The organism is Paenibacillus ferrarius, from assembly GCF_002027705.1.
Taxonomy (GTDB): Bacteria; Bacillota; Bacilli; order Paenibacillales; family NBRC-103111; genus Paenibacillus_E; species Paenibacillus_E ferrarius.
On the sequence record NZ_MBTG01000006.1, the window covers coordinates 171,288 to 191,315 of the forward strand.

The window sequence follows — 20,028 nt, forward strand, 5'->3', positions numbered from 1 at the left end:
AAAAAACGACGATCCGCTAAAAAACGATGATGTACAGGTGATATCAGAGATGGGATAATACAACGTACAGCAAGAGTAAGGGAGGAATTTCATTGAAGCGGAGCGTGTTTCTATTCTGGTTGTACTCCAATTTAACCATTCTATGTATTCCTATCGTCATCACGATGGTCGTATTATTTCAATCCCAGCATCTGTTAAGCTCGGAAGTAACACGTTCCAATGAAGCGCTGCTTAATCAAGTGAAGCAATCCTTCGATAATCAATTTAAAGATATTAAACGGATGGGACTGCAGCTTTCATTGGACCCGAAGGTGACTAAATTTATCAATCAAACGGATTTCAGCACACCTGAGGTGAAGCTGGATACGTTGGAGCTTATCACCTCCTTGCGGTCTTACGGAGCTTCTAACGGGGATATCACCGATCTGTATATGTATATGAAAACGGAGCAAATCGGCGTGTCGACCTCAGCCATGAATGAGGCGGATCTGCTCTTTCAGTTGTTCCACGGCGATAGTGAGATGACGATGGCGCAGTGGCAGGAAGCTGTAAATAAAACGTATTTCGGGAACTTTGTGAAATTCGGAAATAGCGACATGGTGTATTTGCAATCGCTGCCGATTCAAAATATGAATGACGCCAAAGCAACGCTTGTCGTGCTTTTGAATATGGAAAGACTGAAAGCGGCCATTGCCAATATCCAGCTTGCGCAGTCCGGCAGTGTGCTAATTATTGATTCAAACAATCAGCTTCTAACGGCGGCTGGCGAAACCTCCCACCTCTCTGATATCGACTACGGGCGTCTGACCTCTACGGAGGGCTCCTTTCAACAGAAATGGGAACAAGGCGAAGTCACGGTTTCTTACGTTTCCTCGATGGAAAATGCTTGGAAGTATGTCGCAATCGTTCCATCCAAAGTGTACTCGGCTAAAGTGGGTCAGCTGCGCGATTGGATCTATGCGGGGTTGTTCTTATGTATTTTTGTTGGCGGGCCTATGTCCATCTGGCTGACAAAACGGCATTACATGCCTATCCGCCGCATGGTAGATATGATTTCGCCGAAGGTCAAATCGAATCTGGCAGGCATCGGGAACGAATTTTCACTGCTCCAGTCGTTCATGACAGAGAATGCGGCGTTCCAAGACAGCGCGAATCGGACAATTCGACTGCAGCAAGACGTGCTGCGCAGTCATTTCCTGGCGCGCTTGTTGAAGGGGCGCGTGGAAAGCGGCTCCGCGCTTGCGCAATCCATGGCTTCGTTCGAGCTGCGCTTCGCAACGAATAAGTTTGCGATTTTGCTGTTTCATATCGGAGATTATGCCGATTTATTCAAGGGTTCCGGGCCTGGTGACGCGGAGTCACGGCTGCAATATGTGTACTATATCGTCACGAATATTACCGAGGAGTTGATCGGCAGGAAGCATAGCGTTTATTCGACCGAAGTCGAAGGAATGGTTGCCTTCCTGGTCAATATCCAAGGCGACGATGAAGTGACGGCGAAGCAGGAATTAATTGAGGTCGCGCACGAGGCGCAAACGATCATACAAGGCAAATTCTATATCCAGCTGACGATCGGGATCAGTGACATTCATCCGTCAGTGACAGGCATTCCGCATGGCTTCGAGGAAGCCTTGGAAGCCCTTGAGTACAAATTCGTCATTGGTCCAAGCCAAATCATTCCTTATGAGCGGATCAAACGGCCGAAGAATGAACTGTATTATCCGCTGGATACAGAGCGGAAGCTGATCAATCATATCAAGACCGGACAATACGAAGAAGCGATGGATGCGGTCAGTGAGTTGATTGTGACGAACGTATCGGATGGCACATTGTCTTTGCAGCTTGGGAAGCTGCTGATGTTTGAATTGATAGGCACCATTCTGAAGGCGATCGAGCATTTCCAGCAAGGTCCCAACGAGCTGGCGGTCGAGAAAACCGTGCTGATTAAACAGCTGACCCAATGTGAGTCTTTTGCCGAAATAGAGGATGAGATCTATAAATTCCTGAAAATTGTATGCGATTACGTCGATTCCAAAAAGAAAAGCCACAACACGAACCTGAAGGATCAAGTGTTGACCTACATCGACGAACACCTGGCGGATATGGAGCTGAGCCTCACCTCGTTATCCCTGAAGTTTGAAGTGAACGCGCCGTATTTATCAAGCTTCATTAAGGAACAATCCGGTGAAACGTTCATTGACTATGTGAACAAGCAGCGAGTACGGCTAGCGAAGAAGCTGATGACGGATACCGATGATACCATCAACGATATTACGCAAAAAGTCGGGTTCACGAACAGCAACACGTTCATCCGTGTGTTTAAGCGGTATGAAGGGATTACGCCGGGGCAGTTTCGGAAGGGCGAGTAGGGGGAGAGGGGCAAGTAGGCAGGGAGACAGGGAGACAGGAGACAGGAGACAGGAGACAGGGAGACAGGGAGGCAAGGAGGCAGGGAGACAGGCAGACAGGCAGACAGGGAGACAGGGAGGCAAGGAGGCAGGGAGACAGGCAGACAGGCAGACAGGGAGACAGGCAGACAGGGAGACAAGGAGGCAGGGAGACAGGGAGACAAGGAGACATGGAGACAAGGAGACAAGGAGACAAGGAGACAAGGAGGCAGGGAGACAAGTAGGCATGGAGGCAGGGAAACAGGCAGACTGGGAGGCAAGGAGACATGGAGACAGGGAGGCATGGAGATATGGAGACAAGGAGGCAGGGCCATGAGCAGCCTCTCGGTTGCCAGGTGGCTGACTTGACTCTAATAGGATGACTCAATGGACGTGAAAAACGTGGAATGTTCCGCAGATTTCTCCTCGGTTCATAGGGATATGTGCCTGTGGTTGCAAAAACCTGCGATTATGCATCTTTTATTGGTCAAATCATCCTCAAACTAGCAAATTCCTGCGAATGTGCAGGCTTCTGGAGCTCTTTTTTGATTTTAGGTTGGAAAGTGCGACAAAGCCTGCACAATTGCAGGCTTTTCGGCTTTTTGAATGATTTTGTTGAGAAAGCCTGCACAATTGCAGGCTTTCCTGAGCGCGCGTGTAATCCTAAGCGCATTGCGGCGGTTAAGCCCCGCGCGATGAACGGACATTTGCCGCTCCTTGTACATGGGCGGACTTGAGCGGTTCATCTAATGCGGCTGCGCAGCATGATGCTTGGGCCTGAACTCGCTCGGCGACTGGCCCGTCCAGCGGCGGAATTGACGCGAGAAGTGGCTCGCAGACTGGAAGCCGAGCTTGTCCGCGATGTCTGTCATCGGCAGATGGGTCGTGACGAGGAGCTCTTTGGCCAACTTCAGCTTCTGCTGGCTGACATACTGGCGCGGTGACAGGCCGTACACCTTGGAGAAAAGCTTGCTGCACTGGCTGCGGCTAAGGTTCATCTCCTTGGCCACCCCTGCGACGGTAGTTTCCTCACAGAGGCCGAGCGAAAGCTTCTCTTCGATGGCGTGCGCGACATCGGTCGTGAATAACGAGGCGTCTCGGCTCGTTGCAAGGGCGCGCGTGTTTATCGCAGCAGCTTGCCTACCGGCAGTCTCTGCTTGCCAGCTCGCAGCCGATGCCTGCTTGTTAATCAGCGATGTTTGCCTGCTGGCAGCCAATGTTTGCTCGCCCAATGCTGATGATTGCCCGCTCATCGCCCACGCTTGCTCACTCACTACCGATGATTGCCCGCTCATCGCCCACGCTTGTTCACTCACTACCGATGATTGCCCGCTCATCGCCAACGCTTGCTCACTCACTACCGATGATTGCCCGCTCATCGCCAACGCTTGCTCACTCACTACCGATGATTGCCCGCTCATCGCCAACGTTTGCTCACTCACTACCGATGGTAGCCCGCTCATCGCCAACGCTTGTTCACTCACTACCGATGATTGCCCGCTCATCGCCAACGCTTGCTCACTCACTACCGATGATTGCCCGCTCATCGCCCGTGCTCGCCCACTCACCAACCCCGCTTGCCCAACAGCCGCAGGCTGCCCGCGAAACAAAGCAAGCACATCGTGAATGATGAGCAGGGTGTAGGACTGGAGCAGCAGCTTATCCTCGAAGCGCAGAGGCGTTGGCTGCGCCACTGCTGCCGAGCCTTCTTGCGCTACCAGACGGTTGCGGTGCATGACCGTCTCCAGTTCGCTTACGTAGTAGCGAAGCTTGCTCCCGGAGGCTTCCTCTCGCGTGATATATCGAAAAGGCGTAGCGGCAAGCAGGCTGCGAATCTCCGTATCATCGAGATCAAAATGCACATTAAAGTAGCTGTAATTAAAAGCCGACGGATTGGTCGTTTGATGCCGAACGCCGGATTTAATCAGCAGCCAGTCTCCCTCACGCATCGTCACCGACTCGCGGTTCATGACATGCACGACTTCGCCTTCCAGGCAATATAGCAGCTCAAACAAATGATGATGATGCCGTGGATACTCCCACCCTGGAGGCTTGATCCCAAAGTGGCAGCCTATGACTTGAAGGGTTTGAATCAGGTTAGGGAAACGATATAAATCTTCCGTAGCAGGGTCCTCCCTTGCTTTAAAATGGTTCTTTTTATCATAGCATCGAATTGGCACATTTGGTATAGAAAATGATCCATTTGGAGATTGAGATGCGTGTATCCTTCAGCGATGATAAGAGGAGATCAACACTAATCGTATTCATAATCCGGAGGGATATTTGTGGCTATTTTAGAGGCAAAAAACAAACAATTTTTATTAGATGGGACGCCAATTCAACTGTTGTCGGGGGCGATCCATTATTTCCGCGTCGTCCCAGAGTATTGGGAAGATCGGCTGCTGAAGCTTAAAGCTTGTGGATTCAATACGGTGGAAACCTATGTGCCTTGGAATTTGCATGAGCCGCAGGAAAATGTGTTTAATTTCGAAGGGCTCGCGGATTTGGAAAAGTTCATTAAGCTTGCAGGCAGTTTGGGGCTGCATGTTATTGTGCGTCCGAGTCCCTACATTTGTGCAGAGTGGGAGTTTGGCGGGCTGCCGGCATGGCTGCTGCAATATTCGGATATGAAGCTTCGCTGCATGGATACGATGTATTTGGAAAAAGTGGATCGCTACTATGACGAGCTGATTCCTCGGTTGACTCCGCTGCTAAGCACGAATGGCGGGCCTATTTTGGCGGTACAAATTGAGAATGAGTACGGCAGCTACGGCAACGACACCGCTTACCTAACTTATTTGCGTGATGGATTGATCCGACGTGGGGTGGATGTTTTGCTGTTTACGTCGGATGGTCCGGAAGACGGCATGCTGCAGGGCGGAACGGTTCCCGGTACGCTTGCTACTGTCAACTTCGGATCCAAATCTGAAGAAGCTTTCGAGAAATTCCGTGAGTATCGTGCGGATGAGCCGCTTTTTTGCATGGAGTACTGGAATGGCTGGTTTGATCATTGGCTGAAACCACACCATACGAGAGATGCCGGTGATGTGGCTGATGTTTTCGATCGTATGCTGCGTGCGGGTGCATCGGTTAATTTTTATATGTTCCATGGCGGGACGAATTTCGGCTTCTATAATGGCGCTAATTATCACGATAAATATGAAGCAACGATCACCAGCTATGATTATGATTCGCCTTTATCCGAATGCGGGGATGAAACTGAGAAATACAGAGCGGTCCGCTCCGTGATCGCCAATTATTTGGGTAAAGCTGAGGAGGATTTCCCGGCATGGCCTGCGCCTATTGCGAAGAAAGGATATGGGCCTGTCGCTTTGACTGAAAAAGCAGATCTGCTTAATCATTTGCCGCTGCTTGCTGAGCCCGTAAATCGAACCTTCCCGGAGCCAATGGAGAAACTGGGTCAAAATTACGGCTTCATCGTGTATTCAACCCAGATATCCGGGCCGCGTACAGGTGAAAAGCTGCATCTGCAAGACGTGCATGATCGCGCACAAGTTTTCTTAGACGGTGTCTATCAAGGAACGGTAGAGCGATGGGATGCCCATCCACTCCCACTGGACATTCCGGCGCAAGGAGCGAAGCTGGATATTGTGGTCGAGAACATGGGTCGTGTCAACTATGGTCCACAATTGAAAGATTATAAAGGAATTACAGAGGGTGTGAGGATGAACAATCAGTTCTTGTTTGATTGGACGATCTATCCACTCCCACTGGACAATTTAGAGGCAGTTCCCTTTGAGCCATCAACGACGGAAGAGGAAGAGGAAGAGGGAGACCGTCCAGCTTTTTACCGTGGTGAATTTACCGTTGAAGAGGCTGGAGATACGTTCGTCCGATTGGATGGTTGGGCCAAAGGCGTTGTTTGGATAAATGGGTTTAATTTGGGGCGTTATTGGGAAAAAGGGCCGCAGCGTACATTGTATCTTCCTGCCCCTTTGCTGAAACAGGGTACGAATGAGATTATTGTTTTGGAATTGCACCATGCGGAGAAGGCCGTCATTGAGCTTACGGATACGCCGGACTTAGGATAATTCACAAGTGGAGGAACTCATTATGACATCAGCAGCGCCTATTCAACGAGTCATCATTTTGGGTATGGATGGGGCGGGAGCTTTCGTCCGAGAAGCACATACACCGCACATCGACAAGCTGCTCGCAGGAGGTGCCCAAACCGACCGTGCGCAGACCGTTTTCCCTTCGAACAGCGGGGAGTGTTGGGGTTCGCTGCTGCATGGTGTAAGGCCAGAGAAGCATGAATCCCACTTGCATATACAAAAAGAGAAGACCTATCCGCAGGATTCGTCTACTCCTTCCTTATTTCACATGCTAAGCAGCGCAAAGCCAGATAGCAGGATGGCATCTTTCGTTTGTTGGGCGCCGATTCAGACTGGTATTATAGAGGAATTGGATGTCATGGATAAATGCCAAGCGCCAGATGATGAATTAGTCCCTGCTATTGCTGCCTATCTCCGGGCAACTCCGGATCTTAAGCTTATGTTCGTGCAACTGGATGATGTGGATGCTGCCGGACATCGGCATGGGTACGGCTCTGCCGAATACTTGCAGGCAATTTCGCATGCGGACGGGCAGATTGGTGAGATCTGCCAAGCGCTTCGAGAAGCCAATATGCTGGAAGACAGCTTGCTTATTGTGACAACAGATCATGGAGGCGGCGGATTGGACGCTTTCAATCACGGTAGCGATCATCCCAAAGATATGACTGTATTCTGGGGATGCACAGGTCCGGGGATTTCCGCTCATGCCGACCTTAGCAGCTTGAATATTATGGACACCGCTGCTGTCGCTTTGCATGCGCTTGGTCTTCCATTCCCGCAGGACTGGGATGCGAAACTGCCGGACGGATTGTTCATCCAGGCATAGGTGAATGAAGCAAGTCAGAGGTCTGACAGCAGTTTGATGAGAGATCAGCTCGAGTTAACTCGGCTGTTCTTTTTTTTGCCTATAGAGCAGCATATGCGCCAACTGGTTCTTATTTGGATCTTAAATACCAGTATGCCAAGGGGGATTAGTGATGAAAGCTGTTTTTTCTTTAAAAGGCAAAGTTGAAATCTTCGATATCCAAGAACCTGCTATGGCAGTGAACTACGTCCGTATCTAGTATCCTATAAGCTGCCCGGCTTTTTTGTTTTATTCCGCTATTTGTCAGGTTTATCTCCTTGCCTGAACGAAAGCATCATGCGAGAATAGGAATTGGACAAATTTATCGCGATACAAAACAAAAGGAGTCATTGCAGCATGATACATATAAGTTTAGAGATGATGATTTTCGTCATCGTTGGGGGATTTCTGGCAGCCTATGTGGATTCGGTCGTTGGAGGAGGCGGGCTTATCTCGGTACCGCTGCTGCTGGCAACGGGGCTGCCTCCTGCTGTGGCGCTAGGCACCAATAAATTGGCGGGCACGATGTCCTCATTGACCAGCACCATTTCTTTTATGCGTTCGGGCAATATTGATTTAAAAGCCGTCAAAGGCTTGTTCCTCTTATCTTTGTTAGGTGCCGTGTGCGGGACAATGGTCCTGCGGCAGATTCCTTCGGACTTCTTAAAGCCGTTGGTTGTCATCATGCTGATTTTGATCACTATTTATACGATTTTTCGTAAGAGCTGGGGAGCCAGCTCTACCTTTCAGCAGTATTCCATCAAGACGGCCTTATTAATGGGCGGTGCGGCATTCGGATTAGGTTTTTACGACGGTTTTTTTGGACCGGGGACGGGTTCGTTCCTTATTTTCGTTTTTCTGATGTTGGGCTTCGATTTTGTAAAAGCAGCGGGGAATTCGAAAGTGTTGAATTTCGGCAGCAACATCGCTAGTCTAGCGACTTTTATGGTATTAGGCTCCATCAATTACAGCATTGGAATTCCAATGGGATTGGCGATGGTAGCGGGATCTTTTCTAGGCTCGCGGATGGCGATTCGGAAAGGTACGGCCTATGTTCGACCTTTATTTCTAACCGTGTGTTTACTCCTTATTGGCAAGCAGATTTGGGATCTCCTATAGGGTCAGCTAAAAAAGGAACGGTTTCGGTTGCGAATTGACCGATGGTTATGCTATGATTTTGACATCATGTTTCATAAGGAGGTGAAGGTAGGATGAATCGAGAGTTTGCAAACAACCGTGTGAGCCAGTTACCCATTGCGATGGCTGGCATCGTTCATGCAGCAGTCAAAGACGCGAGAGGTCTGTCCAATTTTGCTCATACGGTACTACAACTCACGAAAAGACGCCTACCTTAACCTCGAACGGATCATTCGAAAGGTCGTAGGAATTTTCCTGCGGCCTTTTTTTGTTGGCTGCTTGCGGAAGGATGGGGTCTTTCTATAACCAGGAGGCTCCTTATATGTTAATGATAAATGCTCAAAATGTGAAGAAATACCACGGTGCACAGCTTGTTCTGGAAGATGTCACTTTCGAAATCCATCAGGGTGAACGCATCGGCTTGGTGGGTCGCAACGGCAGCGGGAAATCAACGCTGCTTCGCCTGATTGCCAAAATGGAAAAGCCCGATGAGGGCCAATTAACGGTACGCAAAGACACGAGGATTGGTTATCTGGCACAAATTCCTACAGAGTGGGAGAACGGTACGGTGTATGATGTGCTTGCCGTTGGCTTTCATGAGCTGATGGACTGCCGGGTTGTGATGACCGAGCTGGAGCAGCAGATGGCCGGTGTTGAAGCAGCGAACGATGCCAATCTGCTCGATCAGTTGCTTAAGCGTTATGCACAGCTGCAGGAACGTTTCGAGCGCGAAGGCGGGTATGAAATGGATGCCCGCATAGACCAAGTGGCGAATGGGCTGCGTATTGCCCGCGAGTTTTATGAGCGGAGCTTCGCTTCATTATCCGGAGGCGAGAAAACGAAAGTTGCCCTCGCGTCTCAGCTTATCGGAAAGCCGGATTTGCTCCTGCTGGATGAGCCTACGAATCATTTGGATTTGACCGGCGTGGAGTGGTTGGAGGATTATCTTGCTCATTATGAGGGCGCATGCGTGGTCGTATCTCATGATCGTTATTTTCTGGATCGGGCCGTTACGAAAATGGTCGAGCTGGAAGATGGAGAAGCATCGATCTATCACAGTTCCTATACGGGGTATGTGAAGGAGAAAGAAGTCAGGCTCATGCAGCAGTTTGCCGACTATCAGGAGCAGCAGAAGGTTATCAAGAAGATGAAAGAGACGATTAAGAAGCTGATGGAGTGGGGCCGAATTGGAGATAATGAGAAGTTTTTCCGCCGTGCGGCCTCTATGCAGAAAACGCTGGATCGGATGGAAAAGCTGAAACGTCCTGTTCTCGATCCTAAAGCGGCAGAATTCAGCCTTAAGCTGGACGATCGTTCTGGTCGAAGGGTTCTACGTTTTGAAGAGGTGGATAAACGTTATGGCGATAAAGTGCTGCTGCACAGAGCGAATGGTTTGCTCCAATATGGTGAGAAGGTCATGCTTGTCGGGCACAACGGCTCCGGCAAAACCACCCTGCTTAAGCTGATCCTAGGCGAAGAAATGCCTGATCAAGGGGAGCTTGAGGTGGGCGCTCGCGTTGATATTGGCTACTTGGCACAGCAAGCTTATCCGGAGGATCATAAGAAAACGGTGCTGAGCTACTTCTGTGAGGAAGCGAAGATGGAAGAAGGCGCAGCGCGAGGACGGCTTGCCGCTTATCTCTTCTATGGAGCCGATGTGTTCAAATCGGTGAGCTCGCTCTCGGGCGGCGAGTGGACGCGGCTGCGTTTGGCACTGCTTGTGCTGCGCAAGCCTAACTTGCTCATTCTTGATGAGCCGACGAATCACATGGACATTGCCTCGCGGGAAGCCCTGGAGGAGGCGCTCGAGGAGTTTCCGGGAACCGTGCTGGCGGTGACACATGACCGGTATTTTATGAACAGGCTGTCTCAGAAAATATGGGAGCTGGATCAAGGGCGGATCACTGTCTTTCTGGGCAGCTTTGATGATTATAAGGTGAAGAGAGTTGAGCTGATCGATAGTCAGCAAGGCGAAGTTGGTTCATTTAATAAAATGGCTGCTGCAAGCGCTGTGGGTAAAATAGCTTCCGATTCTGCAGCTCGGGAGAAGTCGGGAAGCTCCTCCGCGTATACGCGGGAGCGGCTTGAAAAGCAGATTGCCGATGGCGAATCGCAGTTGACTAAGCTGGACGAACGCTTAGAGAGTAATCTGGCGAACGATGAGCTCGGCCAACTATGGGCGGAAAGAGAAGCGGCGCAGAAGCTGCTGGATACGCTCTATGAGCAGTGGATGCGGCTAGCAGAGTAGAGGGATAAGCGAGTTGCTGCAGCTCGCGTTAAGTGGTTGCTCTGATGGTAGCAAATTCGGTAACACGAAGATTGCCATGTTCCCGGAAGCGGAATCTTGCTGACATTTGCCATTTGGAGTTTTGGGTTAAGCGAAAGCTTAACCCTTTTTTGATTTTCTGGGGGGGGGGGGATCCAGGAAAGCCGAATCGAGCCAGCGGAAAAGAGACTGTCGCGAGTTATTCGACAGTCTCGAAAAGGCAGGCTCAAGCTCCAAAAAGGAACAAACCCCAGCAAACCCGAACCGAGCCAGCCGAAAAAGCCGTCTCAGTGGAAGAAAAGCCGCGAACCACCCCTGAGCCAGCCAAAAAGGCAGGCTCAAGCTCCAAAAAGGAACTAACCCCAGGAAAACCGAACCGAGCCAGCCGAAAAAGCAGTCTCAGAAGAAGAAAAGCCGCGAACCGCCCCTGAGCCCTAGCTTTCTCACACATGTCCATGAACTCAAGCATGTATCCACTGCACAGGAACCTCAATACGCTGCGGAGCGTACTGCCCGTTGCACTGCTCGAGCAGCAACTTAACAGCCGATAAGGCCATCTGTGCTTCATCTTGCAAAATGTGTGAAATCCCCGGGATTTCAGGATCATCGAAGGACACCAGCTCGATTAGCGGATTCAAGCCTTCTTCCTGATGCAGCGCATGGTGCGTGAGCCTGGCCATTTCAGCGGTCAGAGCAAAAACAGCCGTAATGCTCGGATGCTGATGAAGGAACTTTACAATATAAGCGGAGGTGTCCCCATTTCTGAGGATGTCGATGGGGACGTGGCACCATAGGCTTTTATCTATCAGAATGTTGCCGTCAATATAAGCTTTCTCGAAGCCGTGGGTCCGATCTTCAATCGTAGTATTCGTGTTATCGGGGGAAATCAGCGCTATTTGCTGATGGCCTTCGCTTAACAGATTGGTAACAGTCTCATAGGCGCCGCCCCAATTATCGGAGGTAATCCGGTAGGTATCAATATTACGCAAATAGCGGTCGATGAAGACGAACGGATATTTATCCAGGGATAGCCGGAGCAGCGATTCATTATAACTTTCGTCCTCCGTAGGGAAAACAATGATGCCGCGCACACCCTGGGTGTTGGTTAATTCTTGGACGGAACGAGATTCTTCCGTGGAGGATTCGCGTGTGATATGCAGGACAAGCTGATACCCGGCTTCTTTGACGTGAAATTCGATATAGTCGACAAGTCGTTGAATGACTTTTGTCTTCATGGTAGGGATAATCAGACCTATGTAATAAGCGGCAGATGGTGCGTTCGTGTGACTTTTTGGAACCTCTGCAAGGAAATTGGGGTTAGCTGAAACGAATGTTCCCTTTCCTTGAATGCGAGTGACCAGCCCTTCGTCAACCAATGCGGCCAAAGCATTTTTCACCGTAATTTTACTGACCATAAATGCATCCATAAATTCTTGTTCGGAAGGCACGCGATCTTTGGGGCGCAGCTCTCCGGTTAGAATTTTATCTTTGATGGATTGGTAAATTTGCTTATAAAGAGGAATTTTGTTCATATGTCATCACCTGATTCATCATAGTCTTAGCTTTATTGTACTGAGAAAACACGTAAAAGGAAATACAAAGTGAAGAGAAAAGTATAATAATAATACTTTATGTGATTTTTTATAATCAATTTAATATAAGTGGCGAGGGATAGCTAGCAAGATCCTTACGAAAGGGAACTGTGGTCCGCTATTTGACTCAAAATCCAACATTTGCAGCTGAAAGGGAACTATGATCCTCTATTCGGCCCCGAAATGGTGAATTCCATCAAATATAGGCCAATTAGCGGATCGTAGTTCCGTCTCACTAGCTAAATGGCTGTTTTTCCGAAGTATAAGGGAACATAGTTCCCTTTCACTGGATCAATGCTGGTTCAATGCTAGTTCAATCTGTTTGAATTCAACTTGACCCAAGTTGGGATTCAGCCAGAAGCATCAGAAGCAGCTAGACTCAGCTGGAAGCACCAGAAGCAGTAAGTATCAGCAAGAAGCATCAGAAGCATCAGAAGCATCAGAAGCATCAGAAGCAGTAAGAAGCAGTAAGAAGCAGTAAGAAGCAGTAAGAAGCAGTAAGAAACATCAGAAGCAGTAAGAAGCAGTAAGAAACATCAGAAGCAGTAAGAAGCAGTAAGTATCAGCAAGAAGCATCAGAAGCAGTAAGAAGCAGTTAGGAATAGTAAAAAGCAGTATGTATCAGCGATAAGGTAGTAAGAGGCAGTAAGGAGCAGTGAGAAGCGGTAAGAAGCAGTAAGTATCAGCAAGAAGCACCAGAAGCAGTAAGAAATAGTTTGACTCAGCAAGAAGCATCAGAAGCACTTGTAGCAGCAAGAAGCAGATAAGAGCCACCTAGAACCACCTTAAACCAATAAGCAACCAGAACTAATCAGAACAATTTATTTGCATTATAAAATAAATCCCTATCATTCACGTTGTTAAGTATAATAAACATAATTTTATACTAAATTGGATATATTATTATAGGATTTAATGACTTATAATTCGTTATGTAAAGCGCTTACAAGGTAACGAGCACGGTTTTAGGATCATCAAATTTATCTTTAGGGGGATATATCGAATGAAGAGGAAGCTACAATTATCGTCTGCTACACTCTTGGCATCCATGCTTTTATTATCTGCTTGTACATCGAACTCTAGTACAAATAATGAGGCAGCTGAAACCAAAAATGACAGTGCAACCAAAAAGGCAGCGCCTGTTAAGCTGAGCTTTTGGACATTTAATGAGCTGCATCAGAAATTTTTTGAAAGCATGGCGGAGTCGTGGAATAAAGCTCACCCCGAGCAGCCGGTTCAATTGGAAGCGACAACATTCCCATATGATGATAATCACAATAAGCTGCTGGTGGCGCTGCAATCTGGAACGGGCGCTCCGGACATGGCTGACATTGAGATCAGCAAAATCGGCAACTATTTAAAAGGGGATGTTCAGCTGGCCGCGCTGAATGACATTGTTGAACCGGAGAAAGCCAATCTGGTGATGTCTCGTCTAGATAATTATGCGAAGGACGGCAAATATTACGGTATCGATTACCATGTTGGCGCACAAGTCATTTATTACAATAAGGAAATTCTCGATAAAGCAGGCGTGAACGCCGACGAGATTAAGACGTGGGATGATTATGAAAAGGCTGGCAAGCAAGTGCTTGAGAAAACCGGCAAACCGATGACGACCGTCGAAACGACAGATCAATGGAGCTTGTGGCCTATGGTAGTCCAGCACGGCTCGGACTTTCTGGACAAGAACGGCAATGTGACGCTTGGCGATCAAGTGAATGTAGAATCATTGACCTATCTGCAGAAGCTTGTGAAGGAAAAAGTAGCCGTTACAGCGCCAGGCGGCTTTCACCATGCAGAGGAATATTACGGCTTCATGAATAAAGGCGGCGCAGCTTCCGTGTGGATGCCGATGTGGTATATGGGGCGTTTCACGGACTATATGCCTGATCTCAAAGGCAAAATCATCATTAAACCGATGCCGGTATTCAAACAAGGGGAGAAGCGCTCTTCCGGTATGGGCGGTACAGGGACGGTTATTACCAAACAATCGAAGAACCAAGATGTAGCTAAGAAGTTCCTATCCTATGCCAAATTGTCCAAAGAAGGCAATATTCAGATCTGGTCACAACTAGGCTTTGACCCTATTCGCTCCGATGTGTGGAACGATCCGGCGCTGAAAGCAGACAATAAATTTACCGCTTATTTTGGCAAAAACCTTTGGGATGTTCTGATTTCTGTGAAGAATGAGATCGCCCCTACCAATATCAAAGAGAAAACGCCGGCTGTTTCTGACTACATCAAAACGAAAACCATCTTCCAGGCGCTTAATGATATGAAAGATCCGAAGCAAGTTCTGGATGATGCCGTGAAAAATATTAAGTAAACTGAACGCCCCGCGTTCTGCTGCTGGCTTTGCACTAGGGATGCACTTGAGCAAAGCTGGCAGCGTTTCTAGAGAGGAGTGGCGATTCGACGATATGAATAAATTTCTGTATTCCTCCCGGGTGGCTCCCTATGTATTCGTTTTGCCTTTTGTGCTGTCGTTTCTTATCTTCTTCGCATATCCGGTGATATCCACGATTATGATGAGTTTTCAAGAAGTGCTGCCTGGACAAACTCATTTCATTGGATTAGCGAATTATAAGAATTTATGGAGTGAATCGTTCTTCACGGCGTTAAAAAACAGCAGCAGATACACGTTTTGGACGCTGTTGGTGCTTATTCCATTGCCGTTAGTACTTGCTGTATTTCTAAATGCGAAGCTGACTAAAGCGAGTGCGTTTTTCCGTTCCGCTTTGTTTATTCCTTCTCTCACATCGGTCGTTGTGGCGGGAACTATATTCCGACTTGTTTTCGGCAGCTTGGACGATTCGGTGATGAATGCTTTTCGTCATTTGCTGGGCATGCCAACGATCAATTGGTTGACGAATTCTGCGACAGGCATGTTAGTTATGGTGATTCTGGCCACTTGGCGTTTCACTGGGGTTAATATTATTTATTTCCTGTCGGCGCTTCAGAGCATCCCGCATGAGCTATATGAATCAGCGGAGATTGACGGGGCTAACACGTGGGATCGCTTTTGGCGAATTACACTTCCTTTATTGAAGCCTGTCGCTATTTATGTGATTACGATTTCCATCTATGGCGGGTACTCCATGTTTACGGAAAGCTTTATTCTCTGGAACGGCAACCGCTCCCCGAATGACATTGGTTTGACAATGATTGGTCTGTTGTATCGTGAAGGCATTGAGAAAAATAATCTAGGCTTTGGTTCGGCGGTTGGGATTACTTTGCTTGCGATTACGATGGTGTTAAATGTCATTCAGCTGAAATTTTTTGGATTGTTCAGGAAGGAGGATTAGGGCATGCAGATACAACGACATAAATTCCTGCAAACCTCCTTGCTGTTCTTATTGTTCATCGTACTTGCTGCGCTGGCGCTGTTCCCGTTCTACAGTCTTGCGTTAGCTTCATTAAAGCCGTCGAAGGAAATGCTGCGGTATGGACTTAATGTGAAGCTTCAGCCTGAACTATTATCGTTCCATAACTATGCGTTCTTATTTTCGGCAGCAGCGAAGAAGTACCTGATTTGGTACAAAAACAGTATTGTGATCTCGATTGTGTACACCGCATTGTGTCTGCTGCTGTCTTCGATGGTGGGCTACGGCATAGCGATGTATCGGTTTAGGGGGAGGAATCTCATATTCCTCTTTGTCCTTCTGGTCATGATGGTGCCCGTGGAAATTATTATGCTTCCTTTGTATAAGCAGATGATTGCCTTTCACTTGATCGATACGTACAGCGGGGTCATTTTGCCATTCGTTGTGGCTCCGCTGCCGATCTTCTTCTTCCGGCAGTATGCCGGAGGACTGCCCAGGGATTTCCTTGATGCTGGGCGGATTGACGGCTGTTCAGAATATGGCATCTTTTTCAAAATCATGATGCCGCTTATGGCGCCGGCTTTCGGTGCCATGGCTATCCTGCAAGCTCTTGCGAGCTGGAACAGCTTTGTTTGGCCATTGATTGTGCTCAAAACAGGCGATAAGCTGACCCTGCCGATCGGCTTGTCCAGTCTTATAACGCCTTACGGCAATAACTACGACATCCTCATTGCCGGTTCCGTACTGGCAATCGTGCCTATCCTTATCGTCTTCATTTTCTTCCAACGGTTCTTTGTATCGGGCCTTACTGTTGGCGGAGTGAAAGGATAAGGGACGGGGAGAATGACAAGCCTCAACTACACAGACAGTATCAAAGGAGAATAACGATGGGGAACCTAGAAACCAGCTATATCACACCATTTTTGGAGCAGCGCGCTGATCCATGGATGTATAAACACACAGATGGCTATTATTATTTTACCGCTTCGGTACCGGAATATGATCGAATTGAAGTGCGGCGTTCGGCGACGATTGCAGGCTTGAAAGAGGCTCAGCCTGTCGTGGCATGGCGTAAATATGCCGAAGGTCCCTTAAGTGCCAATATATGGGCGCCTGAGCTCCATTTTGTAGCGGGCAAGTGGTATATCTATTTTGCTGCTGCGAGAACGACGGAAACGAATGAAGGGCTTTTTGATCATCGGATGTATGTGCTCGAAAATAGTTCCGCCAACCCGCTTGAAGGGGAGTGGGTAGAGAAGGGGCAGCTCCGCACCGAGTGGGAAAGCTTTGCACTGGATGCAACTACTTTCGAGCATCGTGGTGTCCGGTATTTGGTTTGGGCGCAGAAAGACTTGAATATTCCCGGTAATTCCAATCTTTACATCTCAGAAATGAGCAGCCCATGGACGCTTCGCGGCAAACAGGTCATGATTACGACGCCGGAGTATGATTGGGAAATCATCGGCTTCAAGGTGAATGAAGGCGCCGCGGTGCTGAAAAGGGGAGGGCGCATTTATATCAGCTTCTCAGCGAGTGCGACAGATTTTAACTATTGCATGGGGCTGTTAACAGCGTCGGAGGATGCTGATCTGCTGGACCCGCAAGCTTGGACGAAATCGACCTCGCCTGTTCTGACGACCGATGCAAGTATCCGCCTCTTCGGGCCCGGACACAATAGTTTCACATTGTCAGAGGACGGCACCGAGGATATCTTCGTTTTCCATGCCAGAAATTACAAGGAAATTGCAGGCGATCCCCTGTATGATCCCAATCGTCACACCTTTGTGCGTGTGCTGAAATGGCACGAGGATGGCACGCCAGATTTTGTGGGCTCTGTATTGGCTGATTAGAATTTGCTTCTGAACCTCTACCTCGCTGTTTGTGAGGGAAGAGGTTTTTTGCTGTTTCAGAAAAGATTCTGCCACCGTTCTGACATGGATGTGGGTTGTCTGAATGTGTTAAGCTAAGAGTACTTAATCAAGGAGGCGATTGCTATGATCCAAGTATTTCCCGCGCACACGCGCAATGCGACCGATTTAGGCTGGCTGAAGAGCTATAAGAACTTCTCATTCGGCGATTATTTTGATGAAGAGAACGTTGGTTTCGGGGTTATGCGTGTATGCAATGACGATGATATTGCCGCCGGTCGGGGATTTGGCCCGCATCCGCATAGCGATATGGAGATTGTCAGCATCGTTCTTAGCGGAGCTATTAAGCATGAAGATAGTCTGGGGCATGTTGCGGTAACAGCAGCCAATGGCGTTCAGCGGATGTCTGCGGGCAGCGGCGTCATTCATGCCGAATACAATGCATCAGAAACGGAACCGATGAGCCTGTTCCAGCTATGGTTTATGCCGGAGAAGCGGGGGATGGAGCCCTCTTTCGAGAATGTCACCTACGAGCCTGACGCGATGATCAATGCTCTTCTGCCTGTGGTTACGCCTGAAGGCGGGGAACACAAAGCGAAGATTCATCAAGATATGAGCATTTATTTGAGCAAATTGGAAGCAGGGAAAGAGCTTGTTTTCACACAAGGCGAGAATCGCCGCATTTTTCTCATGGTGATCAGCGGCAAATGTTCAGCCAATGAGGTTATGCTGGAAACGAAGGACAGTGCGCGTATGCAAGCTGAACAAACCGTCACTATCCAAGCGCTGGAAGATACTCATTTCATGTTGATAGATCTGCCATAATGGAGGAAGGAGGCTGCGGCAATGAAGGAAATCTTTTTGGTTAAACATGCGGTAGGCGGTCGAGCATTTATTGATACAGGCAAAAATCCTATCCCTTATACGTGGAAGCAGGTCGAAGACCAATGGATTTTTACCGTGCAAATAGAGAAAGCTGAGCACATTGCGGAGCTTTTGAAATGGAAAAATGAGCTGAATGTATTCATCTTTCAAGAAATCGAGAATGAGCCCACGCAGAAATTATGGTTTTATGTAGGCGACGATTCGGTTCATTATGCGGAGGAAACTGGCGAATTGACGATTGTTGCCAAATCCCAAATCGTTTATATTCCAGAACAGTTCAGCGCACAATTGTAAAATCACATCAAGGGGAGCTGTTAAGGGGATATCATCCAGAGCAAGCTGCCATGAATATTGGAATGGAGTCCTACGCATGAAAGTTCAGGATCAACTACTGGTGAAGGCAATCCCTTTTATCCAAGAATGTTATAGCGAATTAGGCAAAAGCGAAGCCGAAACGAACAGCCGCCTAGCAGATATTACGCAAGCTATCCAGCACAAGGGCTGCTACGAGCATACGACGGAAGAGCTGGAGCACGGTGCCAAAATGGCATGGCGCAACAGCAACCGCTGTATTGGGCGATTGTTCTGGGAGACGCTGAGGGTTCACGATGCGCGGCATATTGTGACCGAAGAGCAGATGGCTGAGGCGCTTTTCAAGCATATTGAAGTCGCGACCAATGGCGGGAAAATTCGCCCGGTGACGACCATCTTCCCACCTGTACATGATAAGGGAGAGGCGTTTCAGATCTGGAATGAACAGCTTATTCGCTATGCTTGCTATGAGACGGAGGAAGGGCTGGTAGGCGACCCGGCATCCTTGCATTTTACGAAGCAATGCCTAGCTCTTGGTTGGCAAGGGGCGGGAACTCGTTTTGATGTGCTGCCGCTCGTCGTGCAAATCGGAGAAAGAGCACCACGCTTGTTCGAAATACCTAGCAGCTTACTTTTGGAAGTACGAATCTCGCATCCGGAGATAGTGGCTTTCGAGCAGTTGAAGCTGCAATGGTATGCCGTACCGATCGTCTCGAACATGCGGCTTGAAATCGGCGGTATCTCCTACACCGCAGCTCCGTTTAATGGCTGGTACATGGGAACCGAGATTGGCGCGCGCAACTTCGCGGATGAGGCCAGGTACAACCTGCTGCCGCATGTGGCAGCGATTATGGGGCTGGATACCCGGCGAGATGCGTCCTTGTGGAAGGATCGTGCCCTGGTTGAGCTGAATATCGCCGTGCTGCATTCCTATCAGCAGCAAGGGGTTGCTATTGTGGATCATCATACGGCTGCCAGACAGTTTCAGCGCTTTGAAGACAATGAGCAGAAAACGGGTCGCGATGTGACCGGTGACTGGTCTTGGTTAATTCCACCGCTGTCACCGGCGACGACGCATGTGTTTCATCAGCACTATAAGAATGAAGTGAAGCTGCCTAATTTTTTCTACCGGAATGAATAAAAAATATCTTTAGGCCTGCGTGTCGTTCACCGTTGTTTGGTCGAGTGTGCGCAGGCTTTTGCATGCCGTCTTGGCAGCGAAGAGCAGATCCGCCAATTTATAGATAATACGGACAAAAGAAGACACGCTATGTTACAATAGAACGACTGAAAATTGACCGGTGGCCAAAGCATAATCGTAGAGTCGCTTGTTTTGTG

Annotated in this window: 15 protein-coding genes; 13 read left to right on the top strand and 2 right to left on the bottom strand. The window is 48.6% G+C overall.

The window, feature by feature from the left end; translation table 11 throughout:
* Window positions 1-92: 92 nt before the first annotated feature.
* Both BC351_RS08055 and BC351_RS41440 read left to right on the top strand, forming a co-directional pair.
* Entirely contained in the window at window positions 93-2,369 is a 2,277-nt protein-coding gene (locus BC351_RS08055) for a helix-turn-helix domain-containing protein (RefSeq protein WP_079410511.1), read from the top strand.
* A gap of 467 nt (window positions 2,370-2,836) precedes the next feature.
* On the top strand, window positions 2,837-3,124 hold the full coding sequence (locus BC351_RS41440) for a hypothetical protein (RefSeq protein ID WP_144028311.1): 288 nt from the start codon (window positions 2,837-2,839) through the stop codon (window positions 3,122-3,124).
* Window positions 3,125-3,133: 9 nt separating this feature from the next.
* On the opposite strand, the gene BC351_RS43250 is transcribed toward BC351_RS41440, so the two are convergent.
* Window positions 3,134-4,567, bottom strand: a complete 1,434-nt coding sequence (locus BC351_RS43250) for a helix-turn-helix domain-containing protein (RefSeq protein WP_079410516.1) — start codon at window positions 4,565-4,567, stop codon at window positions 3,134-3,136.
* A gap of 105 nt (window positions 4,568-4,672) precedes the next feature.
* On the opposite strand from BC351_RS43250, the gene BC351_RS08070 reads away from it, so the two are divergent.
* The 4 genes from BC351_RS08070 (at window position 4,673) to abc-f (ending at window position 10,692) form a co-directional block, all read left to right on the top strand.
* The gene (locus BC351_RS08070; protein ID WP_079410519.1) at window positions 4,673-6,439 is read left to right on the top strand and encodes a glycoside hydrolase family 35 protein; all 1,767 of its coding nucleotides are present in this window, start codon (window positions 4,673-4,675) and stop codon (window positions 6,437-6,439) included.
* Window positions 6,440-6,461: 22 nt separating this feature from the next.
* Window positions 6,462-7,289 (top strand): alkaline phosphatase family protein, encoded by an 828-nt coding sequence (locus tag BC351_RS08075; protein WP_079410521.1) that lies wholly within the window; start codon window positions 6,462-6,464, stop codon window positions 7,287-7,289.
* A gap of 375 nt (window positions 7,290-7,664) precedes the next feature.
* Window positions 7,665-8,426 carry a TSUP family transporter gene (locus BC351_RS08080; RefSeq protein WP_079410523.1) on the top strand — a complete coding sequence of 254 codons (762 nt, stop codon included), beginning with the start codon at window positions 7,665-7,667 and terminating at the stop codon, window positions 8,424-8,426.
* Window positions 8,427-8,766: 340 nt separating this feature from the next.
* Entirely contained in the window at window positions 8,767-10,692 is a 1,926-nt protein-coding gene (abc-f, locus tag BC351_RS08085) for a ribosomal protection-like ABC-F family protein (protein ID WP_079410525.1), read from the top strand.
* Between the two features lie 479 nt (window positions 10,693-11,171).
* On the opposite strand, the gene BC351_RS08095 is transcribed toward abc-f, so the two are convergent.
* Window positions 11,172-12,242 carry a GntR family transcriptional regulator gene (locus BC351_RS08095; RefSeq protein WP_079410529.1) on the bottom strand — a complete coding sequence of 357 codons (1,071 nt, stop codon included), beginning with the start codon at window positions 12,240-12,242 and terminating at the stop codon, window positions 11,172-11,174.
* A gap of 1,063 nt (window positions 12,243-13,305) precedes the next feature.
* On the opposite strand from BC351_RS08095, the gene BC351_RS08100 reads away from it, so the two are divergent.
* From BC351_RS08100 to BC351_RS08130, 7 genes are all read left to right on the top strand, one after another.
* Window positions 13,306-14,628, top strand: a complete 1,323-nt coding sequence (locus tag BC351_RS08100; protein ID WP_079410531.1) for an ABC transporter substrate-binding protein — start codon at window positions 13,306-13,308, stop codon at window positions 14,626-14,628.
* Window positions 14,629-14,722: 94 nt separating this feature from the next.
* Window positions 14,723-15,607 carry a carbohydrate ABC transporter permease gene (locus tag BC351_RS08105; protein WP_244208921.1) on the top strand — a complete coding sequence of 295 codons (885 nt, stop codon included), beginning with the start codon at window positions 14,723-14,725 and terminating at the stop codon, window positions 15,605-15,607.
* Window positions 15,608-15,610: 3 nt separating this feature from the next.
* Window positions 15,611-16,456 (top strand): carbohydrate ABC transporter permease, encoded by an 846-nt coding sequence (locus tag BC351_RS08110; RefSeq protein ID WP_079410536.1) that lies wholly within the window; start codon window positions 15,611-15,613, stop codon window positions 16,454-16,456.
* 56 nt (window positions 16,457-16,512) lie between these two features.
* Window positions 16,513-17,475, top strand: coding sequence for a glycoside hydrolase family 43 protein (locus BC351_RS08115; RefSeq protein WP_079410539.1), 963 nt, complete (start codon window positions 16,513-16,515; stop codon window positions 17,473-17,475).
* A 144-nt stretch (window positions 17,476-17,619) separates the two neighbouring features.
* The gene (locus tag BC351_RS08120; RefSeq protein WP_079410541.1) at window positions 17,620-18,318 is read left to right on the top strand and encodes a pirin family protein; all 699 of its coding nucleotides are present in this window, start codon (window positions 17,620-17,622) and stop codon (window positions 18,316-18,318) included.
* Window positions 18,319-18,339: 21 nt separating this feature from the next.
* Window positions 18,340-18,672 (top strand): hypothetical protein, encoded by a 333-nt coding sequence (locus tag BC351_RS08125; RefSeq protein ID WP_079410544.1) that lies wholly within the window; start codon window positions 18,340-18,342, stop codon window positions 18,670-18,672.
* A gap of 76 nt (window positions 18,673-18,748) precedes the next feature.
* Complete coding sequence (locus BC351_RS08130) at window positions 18,749-19,831, top strand: nitric oxide synthase oxygenase (protein WP_079410546.1); 1,083 nt, start codon at window positions 18,749-18,751, stop codon at window positions 19,829-19,831.
* Window positions 19,832-20,028 lie beyond the last annotated feature (197 nt).